The sequence below is a fragment of the Cytobacillus kochii genome (assembly GCF_044790165.1).
Lineage (GTDB): Bacteria > Bacillota > Bacilli > Bacillales > Cytobacillaceae > Cytobacillus > Cytobacillus kochii.
The window spans coordinates 1,478,275-1,495,384 of the sequence record NZ_CP085254.1 but is presented as its reverse complement, the minus strand read 5'-3'; the positions used below and the strand labels follow the sequence as shown (position 1 = coordinate 1,495,384).

Annotated in this window: 18 protein-coding genes; 10 read left to right on the top strand and 8 right to left on the bottom strand. The window is 34.4% G+C overall.

The window, feature by feature from the left end; all coding sequences use genetic code 11:
* The first annotated feature begins 2 nt into the window (after positions 1–2).
* From LG276_RS07975 to LG276_RS07960, 4 genes are all read left to right on the top strand, one after another.
* A complete protein-coding gene (locus LG276_RS07975) occupies positions 3–1,373 on the top strand; it encodes a YheC/YheD family protein (protein ID WP_404294405.1) in 1,371 nt (456 codons plus the stop codon).
* Positions 1,370–2,557: a YheC/YheD family protein gene (locus tag LG276_RS07970; RefSeq protein ID WP_404293983.1), complete on the top strand. Its 1,188-nt coding sequence runs from the start codon at positions 1,370–1,372 to the stop codon at positions 2,555–2,557. The genes LG276_RS07975 and LG276_RS07970 overlap by 4 nt, the downstream gene beginning before the upstream one ends.
* A 65-nt stretch (positions 2,558–2,622) precedes the next feature.
* Positions 2,623–2,835, top strand: coding sequence for a YheE family protein (locus LG276_RS07965; RefSeq protein WP_251161279.1), 213 nt, complete (start codon positions 2,623–2,625; stop codon positions 2,833–2,835).
* A 51-nt stretch (positions 2,836–2,886) separates the two neighbouring features.
* Complete coding sequence (locus LG276_RS07960) at positions 2,887–3,081, top strand: hypothetical protein (RefSeq protein WP_095369935.1); 195 nt, start codon at positions 2,887–2,889, stop codon at positions 3,079–3,081.
* Positions 3,082–3,136: 55 nt separating this feature from the next.
* Here LG276_RS07960 and LG276_RS07955 read toward each other — a convergent pair whose 3' ends face one another.
* Positions 3,137–3,397: a metal-sensitive transcriptional regulator gene (locus LG276_RS07955; RefSeq protein ID WP_224939093.1), complete on the bottom strand. Its 261-nt coding sequence runs from the start codon at positions 3,395–3,397 to the stop codon at positions 3,137–3,139.
* A gap of 364 nt (positions 3,398–3,761) precedes the next feature.
* On the opposite strand from LG276_RS07955, the gene LG276_RS07950 reads away from it, so the two are divergent.
* Positions 3,762–3,962, top strand: a complete 201-nt coding sequence (locus LG276_RS07950; RefSeq protein WP_157733752.1) for an alpha/beta-type small acid-soluble spore protein — start codon at positions 3,762–3,764, stop codon at positions 3,960–3,962.
* 56 nt (positions 3,963–4,018) lie between these two features.
* Here the strand turns inward: LG276_RS07950 and fumC are convergent, their stop codons facing one another.
* The gene (gene fumC, locus LG276_RS07945) at positions 4,019–5,392 is read right to left on the bottom strand and encodes a class II fumarate hydratase (RefSeq protein WP_404293981.1); all 1,374 of its coding nucleotides are present in this window, start codon (positions 5,390–5,392) and stop codon (positions 4,019–4,021) included.
* 240 nt (positions 5,393–5,632) lie between these two features.
* Between fumC and LG276_RS07940 the strand changes: the two genes are divergently transcribed.
* The gene (locus tag LG276_RS07940) at positions 5,633–5,953 is read left to right on the top strand and encodes an HPr family phosphocarrier protein (protein WP_224939091.1); all 321 of its coding nucleotides are present in this window, start codon (positions 5,633–5,635) and stop codon (positions 5,951–5,953) included.
* 29 nt (positions 5,954–5,982) lie between these two features.
* On the opposite strand, the gene LG276_RS07935 is transcribed toward LG276_RS07940, so the two are convergent.
* The gene (locus tag LG276_RS07935) at positions 5,983–7,983 is read right to left on the bottom strand and encodes a transglycosylase domain-containing protein (protein ID WP_251161277.1); all 2,001 of its coding nucleotides are present in this window, start codon (positions 7,981–7,983) and stop codon (positions 5,983–5,985) included.
* A 102-nt stretch (positions 7,984–8,085) separates the two neighbouring features.
* Here LG276_RS07935 and LG276_RS07930 point away from each other — a divergent pair, with 102 nt between their 5' ends.
* A complete protein-coding gene (locus LG276_RS07930; protein ID WP_224939089.1) occupies positions 8,086–8,592 on the top strand; it encodes a universal stress protein in 507 nt (168 codons plus the stop codon).
* A 52-nt stretch (positions 8,593–8,644) separates the two neighbouring features.
* Here the strand turns inward: LG276_RS07930 and LG276_RS07925 are convergent, their stop codons facing one another.
* The gene (locus LG276_RS07925; RefSeq protein ID WP_191815030.1) at positions 8,645–9,112 is read right to left on the bottom strand and encodes a helix-turn-helix transcriptional regulator; all 468 of its coding nucleotides are present in this window, start codon (positions 9,110–9,112) and stop codon (positions 8,645–8,647) included.
* A 495-nt stretch (positions 9,113–9,607) separates the two neighbouring features.
* Complete coding sequence (locus tag LG276_RS07920) at positions 9,608–10,837, bottom strand: dicarboxylate/amino acid:cation symporter (RefSeq protein WP_281203064.1); 1,230 nt, start codon at positions 10,835–10,837, stop codon at positions 9,608–9,610.
* 155 nt (positions 10,838–10,992) lie between these two features.
* Between LG276_RS07920 and LG276_RS07915 the strand changes: the two genes are divergently transcribed.
* Together LG276_RS07915 and LG276_RS07910 are read left to right on the top strand one after the other, a co-directional pair.
* Entirely contained in the window at positions 10,993–11,541 is a 549-nt protein-coding gene (locus tag LG276_RS07915; RefSeq protein ID WP_251161275.1) for a GNAT family N-acetyltransferase, read from the top strand.
* A gap of 501 nt (positions 11,542–12,042) precedes the next feature.
* On the top strand, positions 12,043–13,401 hold the full coding sequence (locus LG276_RS07910; protein ID WP_224939086.1) for a hemolysin family protein: 1,359 nt from the start codon (positions 12,043–12,045) through the stop codon (positions 13,399–13,401).
* A gap of 48 nt (positions 13,402–13,449) precedes the next feature.
* On the opposite strand, the gene LG276_RS07905 is transcribed toward LG276_RS07910, so the two are convergent.
* Together LG276_RS07905 and LG276_RS07900 are read right to left on the bottom strand one after the other, a co-directional pair.
* Positions 13,450–14,856: an ATP-binding protein gene (locus LG276_RS07905; protein WP_404293978.1), complete on the bottom strand. Its 1,407-nt coding sequence runs from the start codon at positions 14,854–14,856 to the stop codon at positions 13,450–13,452.
* The gene (locus tag LG276_RS07900; RefSeq protein ID WP_251161274.1) at positions 14,846–15,544 is read right to left on the bottom strand and encodes a response regulator transcription factor; all 699 of its coding nucleotides are present in this window, start codon (positions 15,542–15,544) and stop codon (positions 14,846–14,848) included. Before LG276_RS07900 ends, LG276_RS07905 begins: the two co-directional genes overlap by 11 nt.
* Before the next feature lie 217 nt (positions 15,545–15,761).
* On the opposite strand from LG276_RS07900, the gene LG276_RS07895 reads away from it, so the two are divergent.
* Positions 15,762–16,073 carry a metalloregulator ArsR/SmtB family transcription factor gene (locus LG276_RS07895; protein ID WP_224939083.1) on the top strand — a complete coding sequence of 104 codons (312 nt, stop codon included), beginning with the start codon at positions 15,762–15,764 and terminating at the stop codon, positions 16,071–16,073.
* On the opposite strand, the gene LG276_RS07890 is transcribed toward LG276_RS07895, so the two are convergent.
* The gene (locus LG276_RS07890) at positions 16,070–16,981 is read right to left on the bottom strand and encodes a cation diffusion facilitator family transporter (protein WP_224939082.1); all 912 of its coding nucleotides are present in this window, start codon (positions 16,979–16,981) and stop codon (positions 16,070–16,072) included. The two genes, LG276_RS07895 and LG276_RS07890, sit on opposite strands and share 4 nt — an antisense overlap.
* Between the last annotated feature and the right edge of the window lie 129 nt (positions 16,982–17,110).

Here is a 17,110-nt window from a genome sequence, read left to right as displayed (position 1 = left end):
TGATGAATCAAACATTTATGATAGAGATCACATCAGATAATAAAGGCTGTGTATTCTTGCCAAACCATATAAATCTAAATACTGCCCTTTACAAATTAAATTTCGGTACAGTTACCATTAATGCTAAATTCAAGCAACAACCAAGCTCAAAACAAGCAATCACCATCAGTGAGGATCTCGCTAAAGATATTTTCTTCCCTTATGTCAAGCATCCTCTTCATATTTTTATACATGATGAAACATTAACAATTGGACCCCTTGTTGGCATTTTCACGTCAGGGTTCACATCATTTCCCATGCGGCCTATCGGTGATCGCTCTATTATTTTTTCTAAACTCTTATCTGTAAGTACTAGTGTCGGTGCACTTCCTTTTGTATTTGGAGAGAGGCATATCAATTGGGATTCAGGTACTATACAAGGTTTATTCTATTTACAAAATGGGTGGAAGACAATTGAAGTGCCTTTTCCAAACGTCATCTATGATCGTCTTCCAAATAGAAAAAGTGAACGGCAAAAACAACAAAAAGAAGTAAAATCACGACTAGAACAAGAATATTTAATTCCTTGGTATAATCCAGGTTTTTTTAACAAAATGGATATTTATGATCGTTTGTTTCAAGTTGAGGAAATTTCTGAGTATTTACCTGAAACACAGCCGTTTAGTTCTTATTCCGCCATCGAAAACATGCTCGCCAAGTATGGCCATATATACATTAAACCAATGAATGGCAGTTTGGGATTAGGTATTCATCAGATTATGTATAACAGAGAAGACAGTGCTTATTATTGTCGGTACAGAGATTTAAAAGCCGGTATGAATAAACTAAAGAAATTCTCTAGTCTAGAAGGGTTAATGAAACATATTTTTGCAGGTAAAAACCTCGAAAGAATGATTATCCAACAGGGTATATATCTGTTGAAGAAAGAGAAATGCGCCATTGATTTTCGGTTACACACGAATAAAGATTCAACAGGACAGTGGAATGTTACTGCTTGTGCAGCAAAAGTAGCTGGAAATGGTAGTGTTACAACCCATGTAAAAAGTGGAGGTACGATTCAATCATTAGATGAAATTTTCCAAGATCCAATTGAAAGAGAAGAAATAGCAATTAAATTGCAAACAGCTTCCTTAAAGTTAAGCGAAGCAATAGAAAACAATATGGAAGGTCTTGTCGCAGAAATAGGCTTTGACTTAGGCATAGACCACTCGGGAAAAGTTTGGTTTTTTGAAGCGAATTCAAAACCAGGACGTTCAATCTTTACACATCCAAGTATGAAAAAATTTGATTTCTTAACACGGAAACTTTCTTTAGCATATAGTATCTACCTAACAGAACAAGCAATGAGAAGCCCTGAGGCATTGTTTAGATGACTACTACCTACTATGACCCCTTATCTCAAAAGTGGTATCATGCGCAGGAAAAAATGTTTGGAAACAATAAAATAAAAACAGAAAAACTCTTTCATTATTCAAAAAAATGGGTGCCATTCTCATTAAATGAAGATTCTCACCGAATCGGTCCAATTATAGGAATCTTAACAAGCAAAGGAAAAAACAAAAAATTAGCGGGCAATGGTCCGCTATTTTTATCTCTTGTACAACAATTTTCAAAAATAGGCGCATTACCCATTGTCTTTACGCCAGATGATTTTGGCGTATCACTTGTAACTGGTTATACATTTCATCCATCTCTAGGAAAATGGATACAGGTCTCATCCCCGCTACCTGATGTCATTTATAACCGTATTCCTTTTCGCAACCTAGAAAAGGAAACTGATTTTACTGCACTTACATCGTTCTTACAAAAACATAATATCCCATTTTTCAATCCCTGTTTTATTAATAAATTGGAAATGCATCATTTATTAAAGGAATCTTCCTCATTAAAACCTTTATTACCAGAAACTTCGTTATTAACTTCTGAAGAAATGCTACATGATTGGATGAAAGACAAGCAAAAAATATATATCAAACCCGTTAGTAGTGCAAAGGGAAAAGGAATCTTTCGAATTTTCCCACAGGAAAATCACTACTTAATGGAAGGAATTCATCTAACAAAAGAGTTCGCGTCCTTAAACGAATTATGGAATGAATTAAAAGTTCATTTAGCTAAGGACCCATATATCATACAAGAAGCAATAGAACCAGCATTATATGATGGTTCAAGATACGATTTCAGAATATTATCGCATAAAGAGAAGAACAATTTTGTCATTTCTGGCATTGGTATAAGGCAATCTAGCAGTCACCAACAAGTCACAACACATGTACCTAATGGTGGAAAGATATTGCCTTATGAACTATTTGCTAAAGAAGAAGACTATAAATTTTTCAATTCAATCATACAGGAGGTAGGGCATTTATTAAATGAACATCTTGGTTTATTCGGAGAATTCTCATTAGATATAGGTGTGGGTGCGAACGGTAAATTCTACTTGTATGAGGTTAATTCCAAGCCTATGAGTTTTGATGAAGAGCATATTGAAAACAAACGAATAAAAGCAATCTGTCACTTATGTATGCAATTAAGCGGTTTTCCCACTTTTCCTTATTAAATGATGTTTATTTTCATTTCAGAACTCCTCTATTCAAGTTAAAATGAGAATAAGGGGGAATAATCATGATTTCACATTTTCAATTTCAATCATTATATGAAAACAAAGAATTACCAGGATGGAAATTTTCTTTTTTTCATCATGGCAAAAAGTATTTAGGTATATATCATCGTGATGGAAAAATTGAATGGTTATCCACTGTTCCGGACCAAAATCATGAAGACAAGTTAAAAAGCCATATTCACGAACTCATGCTTTACCATGTGTATGACCGGTAAAGAATTGTGGAAGAATATGAACCATTCTTCTGAAATTAGGGAGGTTCAATTATGGCAAACAAAAAAGACGATTTAGAAAAAGATTTACCCTATGAAGGACGCGATGAAGCCTTTCTCGATGTTGATCGTTATATTAACGAAGGGATGTCCGGAGGTACTGTGCATGTTAGTGGAGGACATACGAATATCGAAGAAGCAAGAGAACTAGAAAAAGAACAACCTCCGCATTGCTGTGATGAAGAATAGACTAGAAAGGAACGATTGTGAGCAATCGTTCCTTTCCTTTTACACAAAAAACACCTTACCTACTTTTCACAATCATATTAACAGCTTGTTGTATCGCTTCTTCTGCATTTCTACCTTCTGTATTTGCTTCTCTTATACAAGCTTCCAAATTCTTTGCGACAACATAACCAATCGTTCGGTCAACGCCCGAGCGAATAGCTGAAAGCTGAGTAACGACATCTTTACAATGTTGCTCTTCTTCCATCATCCGTAATACGCCTCTCATTTGACCTTCTAATCTTTTAAGCCTGTTTTTCATATCCTCTGTATAATCCATTTATTCACCTTCTAACCTCATTTTCAATGATTAGGGTCATCATTAATCATCTGTGTAAGCGAATGTAAAAGCATATGCAATAATTTTTAATGACGATTAAATTGATGATTTATATTATATCATGTTTCTACTGTTCCTCCCTATGCACAATAAAAAGACAACAAAACATTTATAAGGAAATAATTCCCTAAAAATATTCAAGCATAATCTTTTAAATATCAACCATAATAACTATTACAAGCGGCAAACACGCTTAAAACTTCTACTATCGATGGGTTAAACCAAATATGGTGCAAAGAAAATTGCGTTGGTTCATTGCCAACTAACCCAGCCAAAAAAAAATTTAGAGGAGTGGAAACACATTATGGCAAACCAATCTTCAAATCAATTAGTAGTACCAGGAGTAGCTCAAGCTTTAGATCAAATGAAGTACGAAATTGCAAGTGAATTCGGAGTTAACCTTGGCGCTGAAACAACATCTCGTGCGAACGGTTCTGTAGGTGGAGAAATCACTAAGCGTCTTGTTCAAATGGCTGAACAACAACTTGGTGGCGGAAAGTTCTAAGCTGCAAAACTTAATAATATGGAATTGCCCCCTATCACCTAGGGGGCTTTATTTGTTTAGATCATTTTTTCTGGTACGACCCATTTATCATATTGATCTTCAGTAATATATCCTGATTTTAATGCTGCTTCCTTCAATGTTAGCTCCTCTTTAAAAGCTAACTTAGCAATTTCAGCTGCTTTTTCATACCCGATATGGGGGTTTAAAGCTGTCACTAACATGAGGGATTGATTAACAAACAGAGAGATTTTTTCAGTATTAGCTTCTAAACCAACAATGCAATTTTTATTAAATGAATTCATCCCATCACTAAGTAATGTAATACTTTGAAGCAAATTAAAAATGATTACTGGCTTAAAGACGTTTAATTCAAAATTGCCTTGACTGGCAGCAAAGCCTATCGTTGCATCATTTCCAAATACTTGACTTGAAATCATTGTCAACGCTTCACTTTGTGTTGGGTTTACTTTTCCTGGCATAATTGAACTTCCTGGTTCATTTGCAGGTATCGTTAATTCTCCAATCCCACTTCTTGGTCCACTCGCAAGCCATCTAACATCATTAGCAATCTTCATTAAATCTGCAGCTAAACCTTTTAAAGTTCCATGAAGATGCACAATCTCACTATGACTTGTTAGTGCTTGAAATTTATTAGGAGAAGAAGTGAACGAGAGCTTCGTTAATTTAGAAATCTCACTAGCCATCTTATCACCAAACGAAGGGTCAGCATTAATACCTGTTCCGACAGCAGTTCCACCGATAGCCAGTTCCCCTAGCGCTAGTTTCGATTCATTGATAAGGCGCTCGTCCTTCTCTAACATATAACGCCAACCGCTTATTTCTTGTCCTAAAGTAAGCGGAGTTGCATCTTGAAGATGAGTTCTTCCTATTTTTACGATATCTGCAAAATCGTTTTCCTTCTGTAGGATGACATCTTTTAAACTAATAAGCGCAGGAATTAAATGTTTATCCACACTGTTCAGTGCTGCAATATGCATCGCTGTTGGAAAAGTGTCATTAGAACTTTGCGACATGTTTATATCATCATTTGGGTGAATGGAAATATCTTCATTATCCAATAATTCATTTGCCCGTCTTGCCACTACTTCATTCACATTCATATTTGTTTGCGTTCCACTGCCTGTTTGCCATACAGCTAAAGGGAAATGTTCATCAAATTTCCCAGCTAACACCTCATCACACGCTGCAACAATTGCATTTTTCTTTTCTGCTGATAACTTATTTAATTCATGATTGACTATCGCTGCTGAGCGTTTAATCGTAGTAAAAGCATAAATTAACTCTAATGGCATTTTTTCAATACCTATTTTGAAATTATTGCGACTTCTTTCTGTTTGTGCACCCCAATATTTTTCAGCAGGCACTTTCATTTCACCAATCGTATCTTTTTCTACACGATATTCAGTCATCTTACTACCTCCCAAAAATTCCTGTCTATCTATTACTTTCCTAATTCAAAACATTTTAAAATAGGTTGATAAAAGCTCCATCCTTAGTTTTACATTCCTAATCAACAGAATCAAGTTATTCGACTTTTCTATTAATAAATTCAAGAATGATTAAACGTAAAACATTCTATTTATAAAATGTTTAACTTAAAAATAAAGGGGTAATTTTTTATTAAATTCTTTTAAAAGGAGTTACATATCATGAATAGAAAAATTATCTCTTCCAGTTTAAAATTTGAAAAATCATTAACTATAAAGAAAATGATCGCTATATACCAAACTGCATCTAAATACGACGGCACAATTTACTTTCTTTATCAACATAATGTAGTCATACCTTCTCACTTGTCAAAACTCGTAACCTTTCTGATGATGGTCCGCCCGAAAGACGAATTGAAAGTGATTGTGGAAGGTACTGAGCCAGAAGAAATACTTAATCAAATTAAAACGTTGTGTACAGATGATGTTCACTTTACCGCCGAGCCTAAAAGTTTATTATTGAACAGAAGTGTTCATGTATAAGATTTCTTATTTCCCTTTATATATCATGTTTAATTAAACCAGTCAAAAAACTGATTCCTTTTATCTTCTAACCAGTTTCTTATTTCATCCCTCTGTTCCTTTTTCTCCTTGTTACGTTGCTTCTTTTTATATTCATCATCGATTTTATTGACATTAAAGCTTTCAATCGGTTTTCCTTGCAGTACTTTTCCCATTACTTCCTTGAAAATTGGCGCTGTGCCTTCACTACTACTCGTCGTCAAATAATGATTACGATCACTTTGATCATAGCCAACCCAGATGGCACCTACTAGATGAGGAGTATAACCAACAAACCATTGGTCCTTTGTTCCACTTAAACCTTCAATCCCTAACTGTGTTGAACCAGTTTTCCCTGCGATTTCAACTCCATCAATTTTAGCAGCTTTCCCTGTACCATAATCGACTACACCTAATAGCATTGCTGTCACTTGATTTGCTGTTTGTTCAGAGATTACTGTTTCCTTCTTACTTTCCCATTGAGCGAAAGGCTCATCAGATTGAGTTTTTATTTCAATAATTGTATGAGCTTCTTCTTTCTTACCACCATTAGCAAAAACACTATAAGCTTCAGCCATCACTTTAGGAGACACAGGACGGCTTGTCCCACCCAAAGCAAGAGCTAGGCCTCCATCCAATACATTCTTCGGGATGCCGAATTGCTCGGCCATCTTCTTTCCTCTATCTATACCTATTTCATTATATAACCATACAGCCGGTAAATTGATAGAATGCATCACAGCCTCATACATTGGCACCTCACCTAAATATTGGTTATTATAATTATTGGGAGCATACTCACCGAATGATAATTTCTCATCTTTCAACATATCTGTATTTTCCCATCCAGCTTCAATTGCAGCAGCATAAGGAATAATCGGTTTCATCGTTGAACCTGGTTCTCCCACAGGGTGAATGGCTCTATTATGTCCAAGGAGCGTATGCTCACCTCTGCCACCAACTAAAGCACGAATTCCACCAGTTTCAGGATCCATTAATATCATCCCACTTTGAACCGGACGCTCCCCTGTTGTTGAAGGAAAAATGGCATCATTTTGATAAGTAGACTCTATATCAGCTTGCATACTAGGATCTAATTCGGTATATATTTGATAACCTTGCGTTAACAACTCATCTAATGAGAGATCATATCGATTCATTGCTTCTTCCAGAACAGCATCAACATAATAAGGGTACTTTCCTTTCATTGGATCAGCTTCCCCTTCTTTAAAACTCATTTCTACATTTATTGCCTGATTCATTTCCTCTTCACTAATATATCCATGTTGCTTCATTTGCTTTAAAACAAGATTTTTTCTTGCTATTGCCTTTTGTTTGTCATTGTATGGATTAATCGCAGAAGGTGCTTTAATTAAACCAGCCAACATTGCAGATTCACTTAAAGATAATTCGTCTAAATCTTTAGCAAAGTATTTATTAGCTGCTTTTTTCACCCCATACGCACCCTCACCAAAATAAATTCTATTCAAATACATTTGTAGAATCTCTTCTTTACTATATTGGTGTTCTACTTCTCTAGCTATAAAAAACTCTTGAAGCTTTCTGTCATATGATTTTTCTGCAGTTAGAAGTTCATTTTTTACAAGTTGTTGAGTGATTGTGCTTCCGCCTTCAACAATTCTGCCAGCTCTTATATTGGTTAAAAAAGCGCGGCCAATCCCTTGATAATCGACGCCTTCATGTTGAAAAAAACGATGATCCTCAATAGCAATAACAGCGTGTATGAGTGATTCCGGTATCTCTTCAAAGGCTACTCCTTCATTTTTGTTAGCAGAAACCTTACTAGCTACTTCACCATTTTTATCATAAATAATCGTTGGCTTGCTTAATTGACTATTTAGACCTTCAATATCATTGTTTGTTGCAAATGGAATGATATAGATTAAACCAAAAAGGACCCCCAGTGATAGGAGTAATAATATTACCTGCCATATATGCAATTTCTTTATTATGTTTTTCAACCAAACAAATGGTGTTTTTTCCCTTTTCATAACATCTCCACCTTATGTTCCTAGCAAGAAAATTTCTATTATTATAGGATTATACTTCATCAATAAGGGTAAAGTATAACATAAGACGAAAGGGTGATAAGATTGTTAAACTTTCAAACAATTATTGTCGGGTATGATGATTCCGAAAACAGCCGTCACGCATTGGAAAAAGCACTTTCTTTCTCTACGACTGACACAAAAATCATTCTAGCTCATGCTGATGAAGAAGTGATTGAAAATTCTTATTCAGCAACTGAAAAAAACCCTCAGTTAAGATCGAATAATATGATTGTTGAAGGCATGCAAATACAACCGCTCCATATTAGTAATCACGCAGAAGAAAAGACTACACATTCAACAGTAATTAACAGCGTCGACCAAGCGATTACACATGCTAAACAAATTGCTGATGATGCTGGAAAAAAATTAGAAATAAAGATATTGGGAGGCAAACCGGCAGATGCCATATGCGAATTAGCTGAAGAATTAAAGGCAGACATTATATTCGTAGGAAGTTCCTCAAAAGAAGGATTAAAAAGAATTTTCTTAGGAAGCAATAGTGAAAAAATAACAAAAGAAGCGCCATGTAGCGTAATGGTCGTCAAATAATAAGCGAAAAACCCAACTTTGTTGGGTTTTTTGCAGCTATGTATTAAATGAATTAATATTGATGTTGAAGTTCTTCAATGACTTCAGCGAATCTCTCCTTGGCAGAAGTTTCATCAAAGCTACTATAAATACGGAAATGCTCTTCATCAATAATTCGGTAATGTTGACTAATGATATTTTGTTGCAAAACATAACCGCTTTTATTCTGTATTTCTTTCCACCAAATCTTTCCACCTAGAGTTTTCTCTTTACGAAAATCAATTCCCTCTCTTACTACTGTTTCAATCACTTCTAAAGGCTCGTTTCCGAACAAAAACCTTACTGTCTCCGTTTCTCTAAACAGAGCACATACAGCAACGACAGTCGACCAACCAGCATTGGCCCGGCCTTTTTCAATTTGTACAAGTGTTTTTTTTGAAACACCAACGATTTCTGCCATTTTGTCTTGTGTGTAACCAGCTTCAGTACGAATTAAGCGCATCTTTTCCGAAACTTTTAATATGATTTCATCTCTAGTCAAAATCATTTCATTCCCTTGATTTATTTTTCGTGTATTTTTACACCTTTTCACATCGATTATAATTAAATTTTTCGAACCTTTCAAATAAAAATCGAAATGAATACCCATATACATCATACATTTTTTAACAAATGTCATTTTGTGTTATAAAAATATTTAAAAGTCCAATACACATCGATTGATAATCATATTAACATTGCAAGAAAGATTACTCAAATGAACATAACCTAATTGCATATAATTAAGAAATACGGACTATATGAAATGGACTATTTTTATATGATGCAGGCAATTTTCACCATCAAAATAAAGCTATTTATTTAGCAAAAATATTTTTTTGATTTGGGAATAGATAGACTTTTCTTACTTTTGGGTAACCATCAATATTTTATTCCAAAAAAAACCGAACACATGCTCAAATCCTCTTTTTTGAAGAATTCACATGTGTTCGGATCTTTATGAAGCGATTTTAGAAAAGAACTTTTATTGTATTATCTATTTAGCCAGCTTTTTTTCGCGTCTCTCTTCTGCTGCTGTATTGTATACAGCACAAGCTGCATCGCCCGTAATATTAACAGCTGTACGTGCCATATCTAATAGTCTGTCAATTCCGAGAATTAACGCAATTCCCTCTACAGGTAAACCAACTGATTGTAAAACCATCGCAAGCATAATTAAACCTACTCCCGGTACGCCTGCTGTCCCAATACTAGCAAGGACCGCTGTTAGAACTACTGTCACTAATTGACCAATACTTAAATCAATACCATATACTTGAGCAATAAAAATAGTCGCTACACCTTGCATAATCGCTGTTCCATCCATATTAATCGTTGCTCCCAAAGGTTGAACGAAACTACTAATATGCTTAGGTACTTTTAAGTTCTCTTGAGCTACTTCCATTGAGATTGGTAAAACAGCATTACTGCTAGATGTACTAAATGCTACTCCCATTGCCGGTGTAAACCCTTTAAAGAACTTCAAAGGATTTTTTCTTCCACCTAAGAAATACACTGTACCTCCATATACTATGAATAAATGAATCATAAGTGCAGCAACTACTAAGATAAAGTATAATCCCATTGCTTTAATAGCTGAGAAACCTTGACTTCCAATTGCTGAAGCAATCAAACCAAATGTACCATATGGTGCAAACTTCATCACCACGCCAACAAGATACATCATGATCTCATTGCCTTGTTCAATTAATTTGATAACACCTTGTGTTTTTTCTCTTAACATGGTTAATGCAAAACCAATAAATGCTGCGAAAACAATGATTTGTAACATATCACCAGAAGTCATCGCTGCAAATGGATTAGCAGGAATCATATTAAGTAAGGTATCACTCACTGGTGGTGCCTCTTCTGCTTTGAATTCGGCATTTGCTGTGTCAAACGTGCCCACTTCTCCAGGTTTAAAAATTAACGATAAAGAAATAGCAATGACAATAGCTATTGCAGTTGTTACTAGAAAATATGAAATGGTTCTAACACCGATTCTCCCTAATTTTTTTGGATCCCCTAATCCAGTAAATCCGAGAATTATTGAGAATAAAACTATTGGTACAACTAACATCTTAATTAAATTAAGAAAAATTTGACCAAGTGGATAAAATAACCACGTATCTAGTACTTCAAATACGTTTGGAGCGGTTACATTTAAGATAATTCCAACAACTGCACCGACAAGTAACGCAATAATAATTTTTGTGGTAATTTTCATAGAAGTCCTCCCATAAAATAATATACTCGAATTACAATCGTAATATATAAAAGTGTGTTTCTGCAAAACATTTTGTCCATTTGTGATTAAAAATAGAACTTTATACCCACAATAATGGTTTTATTTTACTTTTACATGTCGAAAGGGTGAGAATTTTGTCGAAGTGGAAAATGAATATCGATTCCTCTCTTAAACTTCACTTATTAGAGCCTTATCATTCAGAGGATTTTTATTTATTAATTGAACAAAATCGCGCATATTTAGCTGAGTGGTTGCCATGGGTGCAATTCACAGATAGTATCGAAAAAACAAATGCAGTGATCTCCTCATGGCTCCAACAATTTCATACACAGAACGGGATTTTCTTAGGTATATTTATAAATCAAAAATTAATCGGTTCCATTAGTCTTCATACAATAGACTGGAAAAATAAGCAAGCAAGCATTGGTTATTTATTAGACCAGACACATCAAGGCAAAGGTCTTATTACGAAATCAGTTAATCACCTCATTCACTATACTTTTTCTCACCTACATCTTCATCGAATCGAAATTAAATGTGCTTTAAAAAACGATAAAAGCCGTAAAATACCAGAAAAATTAGGTTTTACTCAAGAAGGTGTACTCAGAGACAGTGAGTATATTAATAATCAATTTCATGATCTAGTCCTTTATTCTCTCTTAAGCACTGATCATAATTGGTGAATGGTATTATCTCTATATCCTTTTATAAACCTAAATGAAAAAACAATTCATTACCGTACTTCATATTTACAGAATTTTCGAATAAAATAGTATTAAATAAGAAGTTACCCTTTGACTGATTATATTTTCTTAAAGTATAATTATTTTTAAAATATTCAAACTGAGGTGGTAAAATGGGATATTCTATCGCATCGGTGGATTAGCAAAATTGAGCTTTTGCAGGAAATAGTCTAATACGAAGTTTTTTCTATTTATGATGATGAACTTACTATGGAAAAGAAAAGAAATACAGTGGTTTACATGATAATCGAAGCTATTCCATATTTTTTAAAATTAAAGACGATAAATCTTTACCTCTAAATTTGAAATAGGAAAATTTAAGTATATATCAAATAGATACTTAACTCATTGATTGCTTCGATTGCTTGTAATAGGAGCTCATCTATTTTTCAATTCTCAGGAGGTGACACCCTACCCTCTGTTGGGTTTAGGGGAATTTATTTGGACATATTAAACTTGGTTATTGTTGCCATTTTAATTGGCTTAACGGCATTCTTTGTCGTTTCAGAATTTGCTATTGTGAAGGTACGAAGCTCAAAAGTGGATCAATTAATCGAAGAAGGTAGCAAGAGAGCCATCTCAGTAAAAAAAGTAACTACTCATTTAGATGAGTATTTGTCTGCCTGTCAATTAGGTATTACGATTACGGCATTAGCTCTCGGTTGGCTTGGTGAAACAACATTTGAAAGTCTGCTTTTACCGATATTCCAGTTGTTTCATATACCTGCCTCATTATCTCATATTTTGATTATTGCATTCGCCTTTACCATCGTTACATTTTTACATGTTGTTGTTGGAGAGCTTGCGCCGAAAACAATTGCTATTCAGAAAGCCGAAACGGTCACATTAATGGTAGCCAAGCCTTTAATTTGGTTCTATCGCATTATGTTCCCATTTATCTGGGTGCTAAACGGATCTGCCAGATTGTTAACAAAATTGATTGGGCTAAAACCTGCTTCTGAACACGAAATGGCTCACTCTGAAGAAGAATTAAGAATCATTCTTTCAGAAAGTTATGAAAGCGGAGAAATCAACCAATCGGAATTTAAATATGTGAACAAAATATTTGATTTTGATGACCGCATTGCGAAAGAAATTATGGTTCCACGCACAGAGATTATTTCTATTTCTAAAGATGATACCCTAGAGGAATTTTTACCTACTGCCAAGAATGAAAAGTTCACACGGTATCCCATTATAGACGGTGATAAAGACCATATCATCGGTATGATCAATGTGAAAGAAATTTTAACGGACCTAATTTCGTCTAAGTCTCAGTCAACAATAAAACCTATATCCACTTATATTCGTCCTATCATACGTGTAATCGATTCTACACCGATTCATGATTTGTTGTTAAAAATGCAAAAAGAACGTATCCATATGGCTATATTGATGGATGAATACGGCGGAACTTCAGGATTGGTGACAGTTGAAGATATTATCGAAGAAATTGTCGGTGATATTAGAGATGAGTTTGATGTGGACGAAGTACCAAGTGTTCAAAAAGTGAAAGATCATCATTATATCTTAGATGGAAAAGTATTAGTTAGTCAAATTAACGATATTTTAAATATTTCCATCAATGATGAAGACGTTGACACGATTGGTGGTTGGTTGTTAACTGAGAATTATGAAGCCAAAGAAGGCGACTTTATAGAACAGGAGAACTTTGTGTTTACTATTGTAGAAATGGAAGATCACCATATCAAATTAGTGGAGGTATACAAGAAACCAGTAATTGAAGAAATAGCTCCTTCACAAATTCCTTTGTCTACAGAATCACAAGTCCAAATGTGAAATAAAAAACCGCGCTGAAATTCAGCGCGATTTTTTTTATTTTCCCATTCACTTTTTAGGAAAAAACAATCGAAAAATGGTTCCATTATTTGTTTCACTTTGAACATCTATTTTACCACGGTGTAAAGAAACTAATTGTTTTACGATTGACAAACCAATCCCAAATTCACCAAAATAACTGTTCGTTCTTGAACTGTCCGCCTTGTAGAACCTTTCCCAAATCCAATCTACTTCTTTTGGATCGATACCAATTCCATTATCTTCAATTTCAATACAAATATCATGCTCATTCTCAAAGGCACGCATGGATATCCATCCGTTTTCTGTGAATTGAATACTATTTTTAACAATATTAATAAGAATTTGGATCAAGCGGTCATAGTCAGCATGTATAAAGATATCATCTGCTGCCTCAATATAAATTTGGTTATTTTTTTCATCTGCTTGCATTAAAAGCTGTTCACTTACGACCTCAAATACCTCAATAGCTTGAATATCAATCATATGTAATTCTAATTGATTTGAACGAATCTTCTCATAGTCTAAGTTTTCATTTACTAATCTAATCAACCTTTTAGCTTCACGGTCAATTAAATTCATCCCTTTATCAACTTCCTCTTCAGGAATCAATTGATTTTTAATTCCTTCTGCTAATCCACTAATAGTCGTTAAGGGTGTCCTTAATTCATGTGAGACATCGGCAAGAAATTTTTGTCTGCGATTTTCTAGCCTTTCAATTTCCTCATGAGATTTTTTTAATTGCACAACCATCTCATTAAAATCCCTTGCTAAATAACCTAAATCATCCTTGGAATCATCGGGCACATTTACATTATAATCGCCTGATGAAATCATTGAAGTTGCTTTTCTAAACGCTCTCACTCTCGTTGATAAGTTACGGGAGAAGATTAAACTTAAAAAGATTGCTGCAGTTGCAGCTATAGCAATCGTATATAATAAATATTGATTAAGCTGTCCAATCATTTTTAAAGACGTACTTATCGGCGAAAGTAATAAAATTCCACCGGTTATGTTTTCACCGTCCATTGACGGTAAAGCTACTAATGATACTTCCTGTTCAAACCGTTTAATATCATGAAGGATTGTTACAGACTCACCTTTTGACAACTTTTCCCACTCTTTTTGAGAAAGTCGTATACTAGGGTCCATAGAAACATTGGGGTAGATAATATCTGCATTACTATCGAATAAAATATATTGAATATTTCTTGCTTCAAGTAGCTTACTATATTTATTCAAGAAAGTTTGTGGACTTTCTTCATGAATGGATACATCTTCTAAAATTTGCTGGCCATATTCATTTAATTCTTCCACTTTGTTTTCAAAAATATAACTTCTTACAAATTGTGAAAAAATCAAACCCATTAATAAAAACGCCAATATTAAAATAAGAACATGACTGGATAGCAGTTTAAGAAAATATTTATTTCTCATAGGTATCCGTCGACTCATCAAATTTGTAACCTACACCCCACACAGTATGGATAAATGGTTGATCTGCACTGCCTATCTTTTTCCTTAAACGTTTAATATGAACATCGACTGTTCTTTCATCTCCATAAAATTGGTATCCCCATACTTTATCGAGTAATTGTTCTCTGGAAAATACTTGTTTTGGATGGGTAATAAAGTAATACAATAAATCGAACTCTTTAGGTGTTAAATTTGAAAGCAGTTCATCTTTAAAGTAGACTTCTCTAGCTTCTTTACTAATTTTGAAAAAATGGCTTGTCGTAAAGTGATGATCCTTCTCTGTTGTATCTGATTGAAATCTTCTAGTTACAGCTTTAATCCTTGCCATTAAAGTTAACGGGCTAAATGGTTTCGTCACATAATCATCCGCACCCATCTCAAGTCCGAGTACTTGGTCAGATTCACTGTCTTTCGCTGTTAACATAATAATGGGCACACTGCTAATATCACGGATCTTTCTACATAATGTTACACCATCCATAGCTGGGAGCATCCAATCGAGTATGATTAGATCCCATTCCCCTTTATTAAACGCCTCAAATCCTGATTGTCCATCGTGGACAAAGGTTCCTTTATATCCTTCTTTCATGAAAAACATCTCGAGCATTGTACAAACACTTTCATTATCTTCAACTACTAATAAATTCATGTATAAACACCATCCTTTAAACAGGTAATCTAAGTTTATTGTATAGGCATATTTTCATTTTAATAAAAGAATTATATCTCATTTATGTGTCAAAACGGTGTTAAAAATATGAAAGTCACATTTCGCCCCCACTAAACGTAATTGAAAGATGACTTCGATATTTATTTTCAATTTTAACAAAGGTATACTTATGATATATAGGAAGGTGAATAAAATAATGAACGACAATCCAGCTTACAAAGAATTAGACGAAGAAACTCTTTTTTTAGTCACACAAACTTTTAAAGCCTTATCTGATCCGACAAGGCTTAGAATCTTACATTTACTTTTTCACGAAGAACACTCGGTAAATGAGATTGCCGAAAAGCTCTCTCTGTTGCAATCAACTGTCTCCCATCAATTAAGATTCCTAAAAAACTTGAGGCTAGTTAAATTCCGACGTGAAGGAACTACTTTATATTATAGTCACGATGATGAACATGTTATGCATTTATTAAAACAAACAATAGAACATACTCGTCATTCTTAATTACACACGTCCTCATGGTTTGGACAACCGCTGCTTCTGCCTTCAACTTGGATTGTACTATGATTGATGCCAAATTGATGAGAAAGTAATACTTTGGTTTCTTTGAGCACAGTATCATGGTGCCCATCCTCATTTAAGACAATATGGCAACTAAAAGCAGGGAACCCTGAAGTAATCGTCCAGAGATGTATATCATGTACATCGTCTACATTATGAAGGGTTTTGATGGAAGCTTTAATTTCCTCAATTTGCATTCCGTCAGGTACTCCTTCCATCAATACATGAAAGGCTTCTTTTGTCACTCTATAGCCGCTATTAATAATCAAAATAGCAACAATTAAACTTGCTATTGGGTCAGCAATACCCCAGTCAAAAAAGTAAATCAGTAAACCTGCTATAATCGCTCCTACAGATCCAAGTAAATCTCCAATTACATGAAGAAACGCACTTTTCACATTCAGGTTTTCATCTTTGTCACCTTTCATTAAGATAACAGCTGCTACTATATTGATAAGAAAACCAATTGTAGCAATTGTTAACATACCTAAGCTTGCTACTTCGGGCGGTGAGATAAACCTTTTCACACTTTCAATCATGATAAGAATAGCGATAACTATTAATGTTACCCCATTTATCGCCGCCGCTAAAATTTCAAACCGTTTAAATCCGAATGTTTTTTTGTTGGTTGATTCCCTTTGAGCTACCTTGATGGCAATATAGCTTAACCCTAACGCTGCTGCATCACTTAACATATGCCCTGCATCCGATAAAAGTGCTAAACTATTCGTCCACAGACCACCAATAAACTCAATAAGCATGAATCCAAAAATTAAACAGAAAGTAAGTAATAATACATTTTGATTGTTAGACGAATGATGATGATGAGAATGGGAGTGATGATGACTCATTTTAATTCACCTCTTCTATATATATGAATATATGTTCATATATTACATTATGAAGAACAAAACGGAATTGTTCAACTGTTTTGTATGAAATCGAATGAAAAGTTTGTTTATAGTCCAAAATATGGTATT

What these genes read in the sequence shown, in the direction of transcription:
- LG276_RS07975 (WP_404294405.1), top strand. Translation starts at nt 3, where the DNA reads ATGAATCAAACATTTATGATAGAGATCACATCAGATAATAAAGGCTGT.
- LG276_RS07970 (WP_404293983.1), top strand. Translation starts at nt 1,370, where the DNA reads ATGACTACTACCTACTATGACCCCTTATCTCAAAAGTGGTATCATGCG.
- LG276_RS07965 (WP_251161279.1), top strand. Translation starts at nt 2,623, where the DNA reads ATGATTTCACATTTTCAATTTCAATCATTATATGAAAACAAAGAATTA.
- LG276_RS07960 (WP_095369935.1), top strand. Translation starts at nt 2,887, where the DNA reads ATGGCAAACAAAAAAGACGATTTAGAAAAAGATTTACCCTATGAAGGA.
- LG276_RS07955 (WP_224939093.1), bottom strand. Translation starts at nt 3,397, where the DNA reads ATGGATTATACAGAGGATATGAAAAACAGGCTTAAAAGATTAGAAGGT.
- LG276_RS07950 (WP_157733752.1), top strand. Translation starts at nt 3,762, where the DNA reads ATGGCAAACCAATCTTCAAATCAATTAGTAGTACCAGGAGTAGCTCAA.
- fumC (WP_404293981.1), bottom strand. Translation starts at nt 5,392, where the DNA reads ATGACTGAATATCGTGTAGAAAAAGATACGATTGGTGAAATGAAAGTG.
- LG276_RS07940 (WP_224939091.1), top strand. Translation starts at nt 5,633, where the DNA reads ATGAATAGAAAAATTATCTCTTCCAGTTTAAAATTTGAAAAATCATTA.
- LG276_RS07935 (WP_251161277.1), bottom strand. Translation starts at nt 7,983, where the DNA reads ATGAAAAGGGAAAAAACACCATTTGTTTGGTTGAAAAACATAATAAAG.
- LG276_RS07920 (WP_281203064.1), bottom strand. Translation starts at nt 10,837, where the DNA reads ATGAAAATTACCACAAAAATTATTATTGCGTTACTTGTCGGTGCAGTT.
- LG276_RS07905 (WP_404293978.1), bottom strand. Translation starts at nt 14,856, where the DNA reads ATGAGAAATAAATATTTTCTTAAACTGCTATCCAGTCATGTTCTTATT.
- LG276_RS07900 (WP_251161274.1), bottom strand. Translation starts at nt 15,544, where the DNA reads ATGAATTTATTAGTAGTTGAAGATAATGAAAGTGTTTGTACAATGCTC.
- LG276_RS07895 (WP_224939083.1), top strand. Translation starts at nt 15,762, where the DNA reads ATGAACGACAATCCAGCTTACAAAGAATTAGACGAAGAAACTCTTTTT.
- LG276_RS07890 (WP_224939082.1), bottom strand. Translation starts at nt 16,981, where the DNA reads ATGAGTCATCATCACTCCCATTCTCATCATCATCATTCGTCTAACAAT.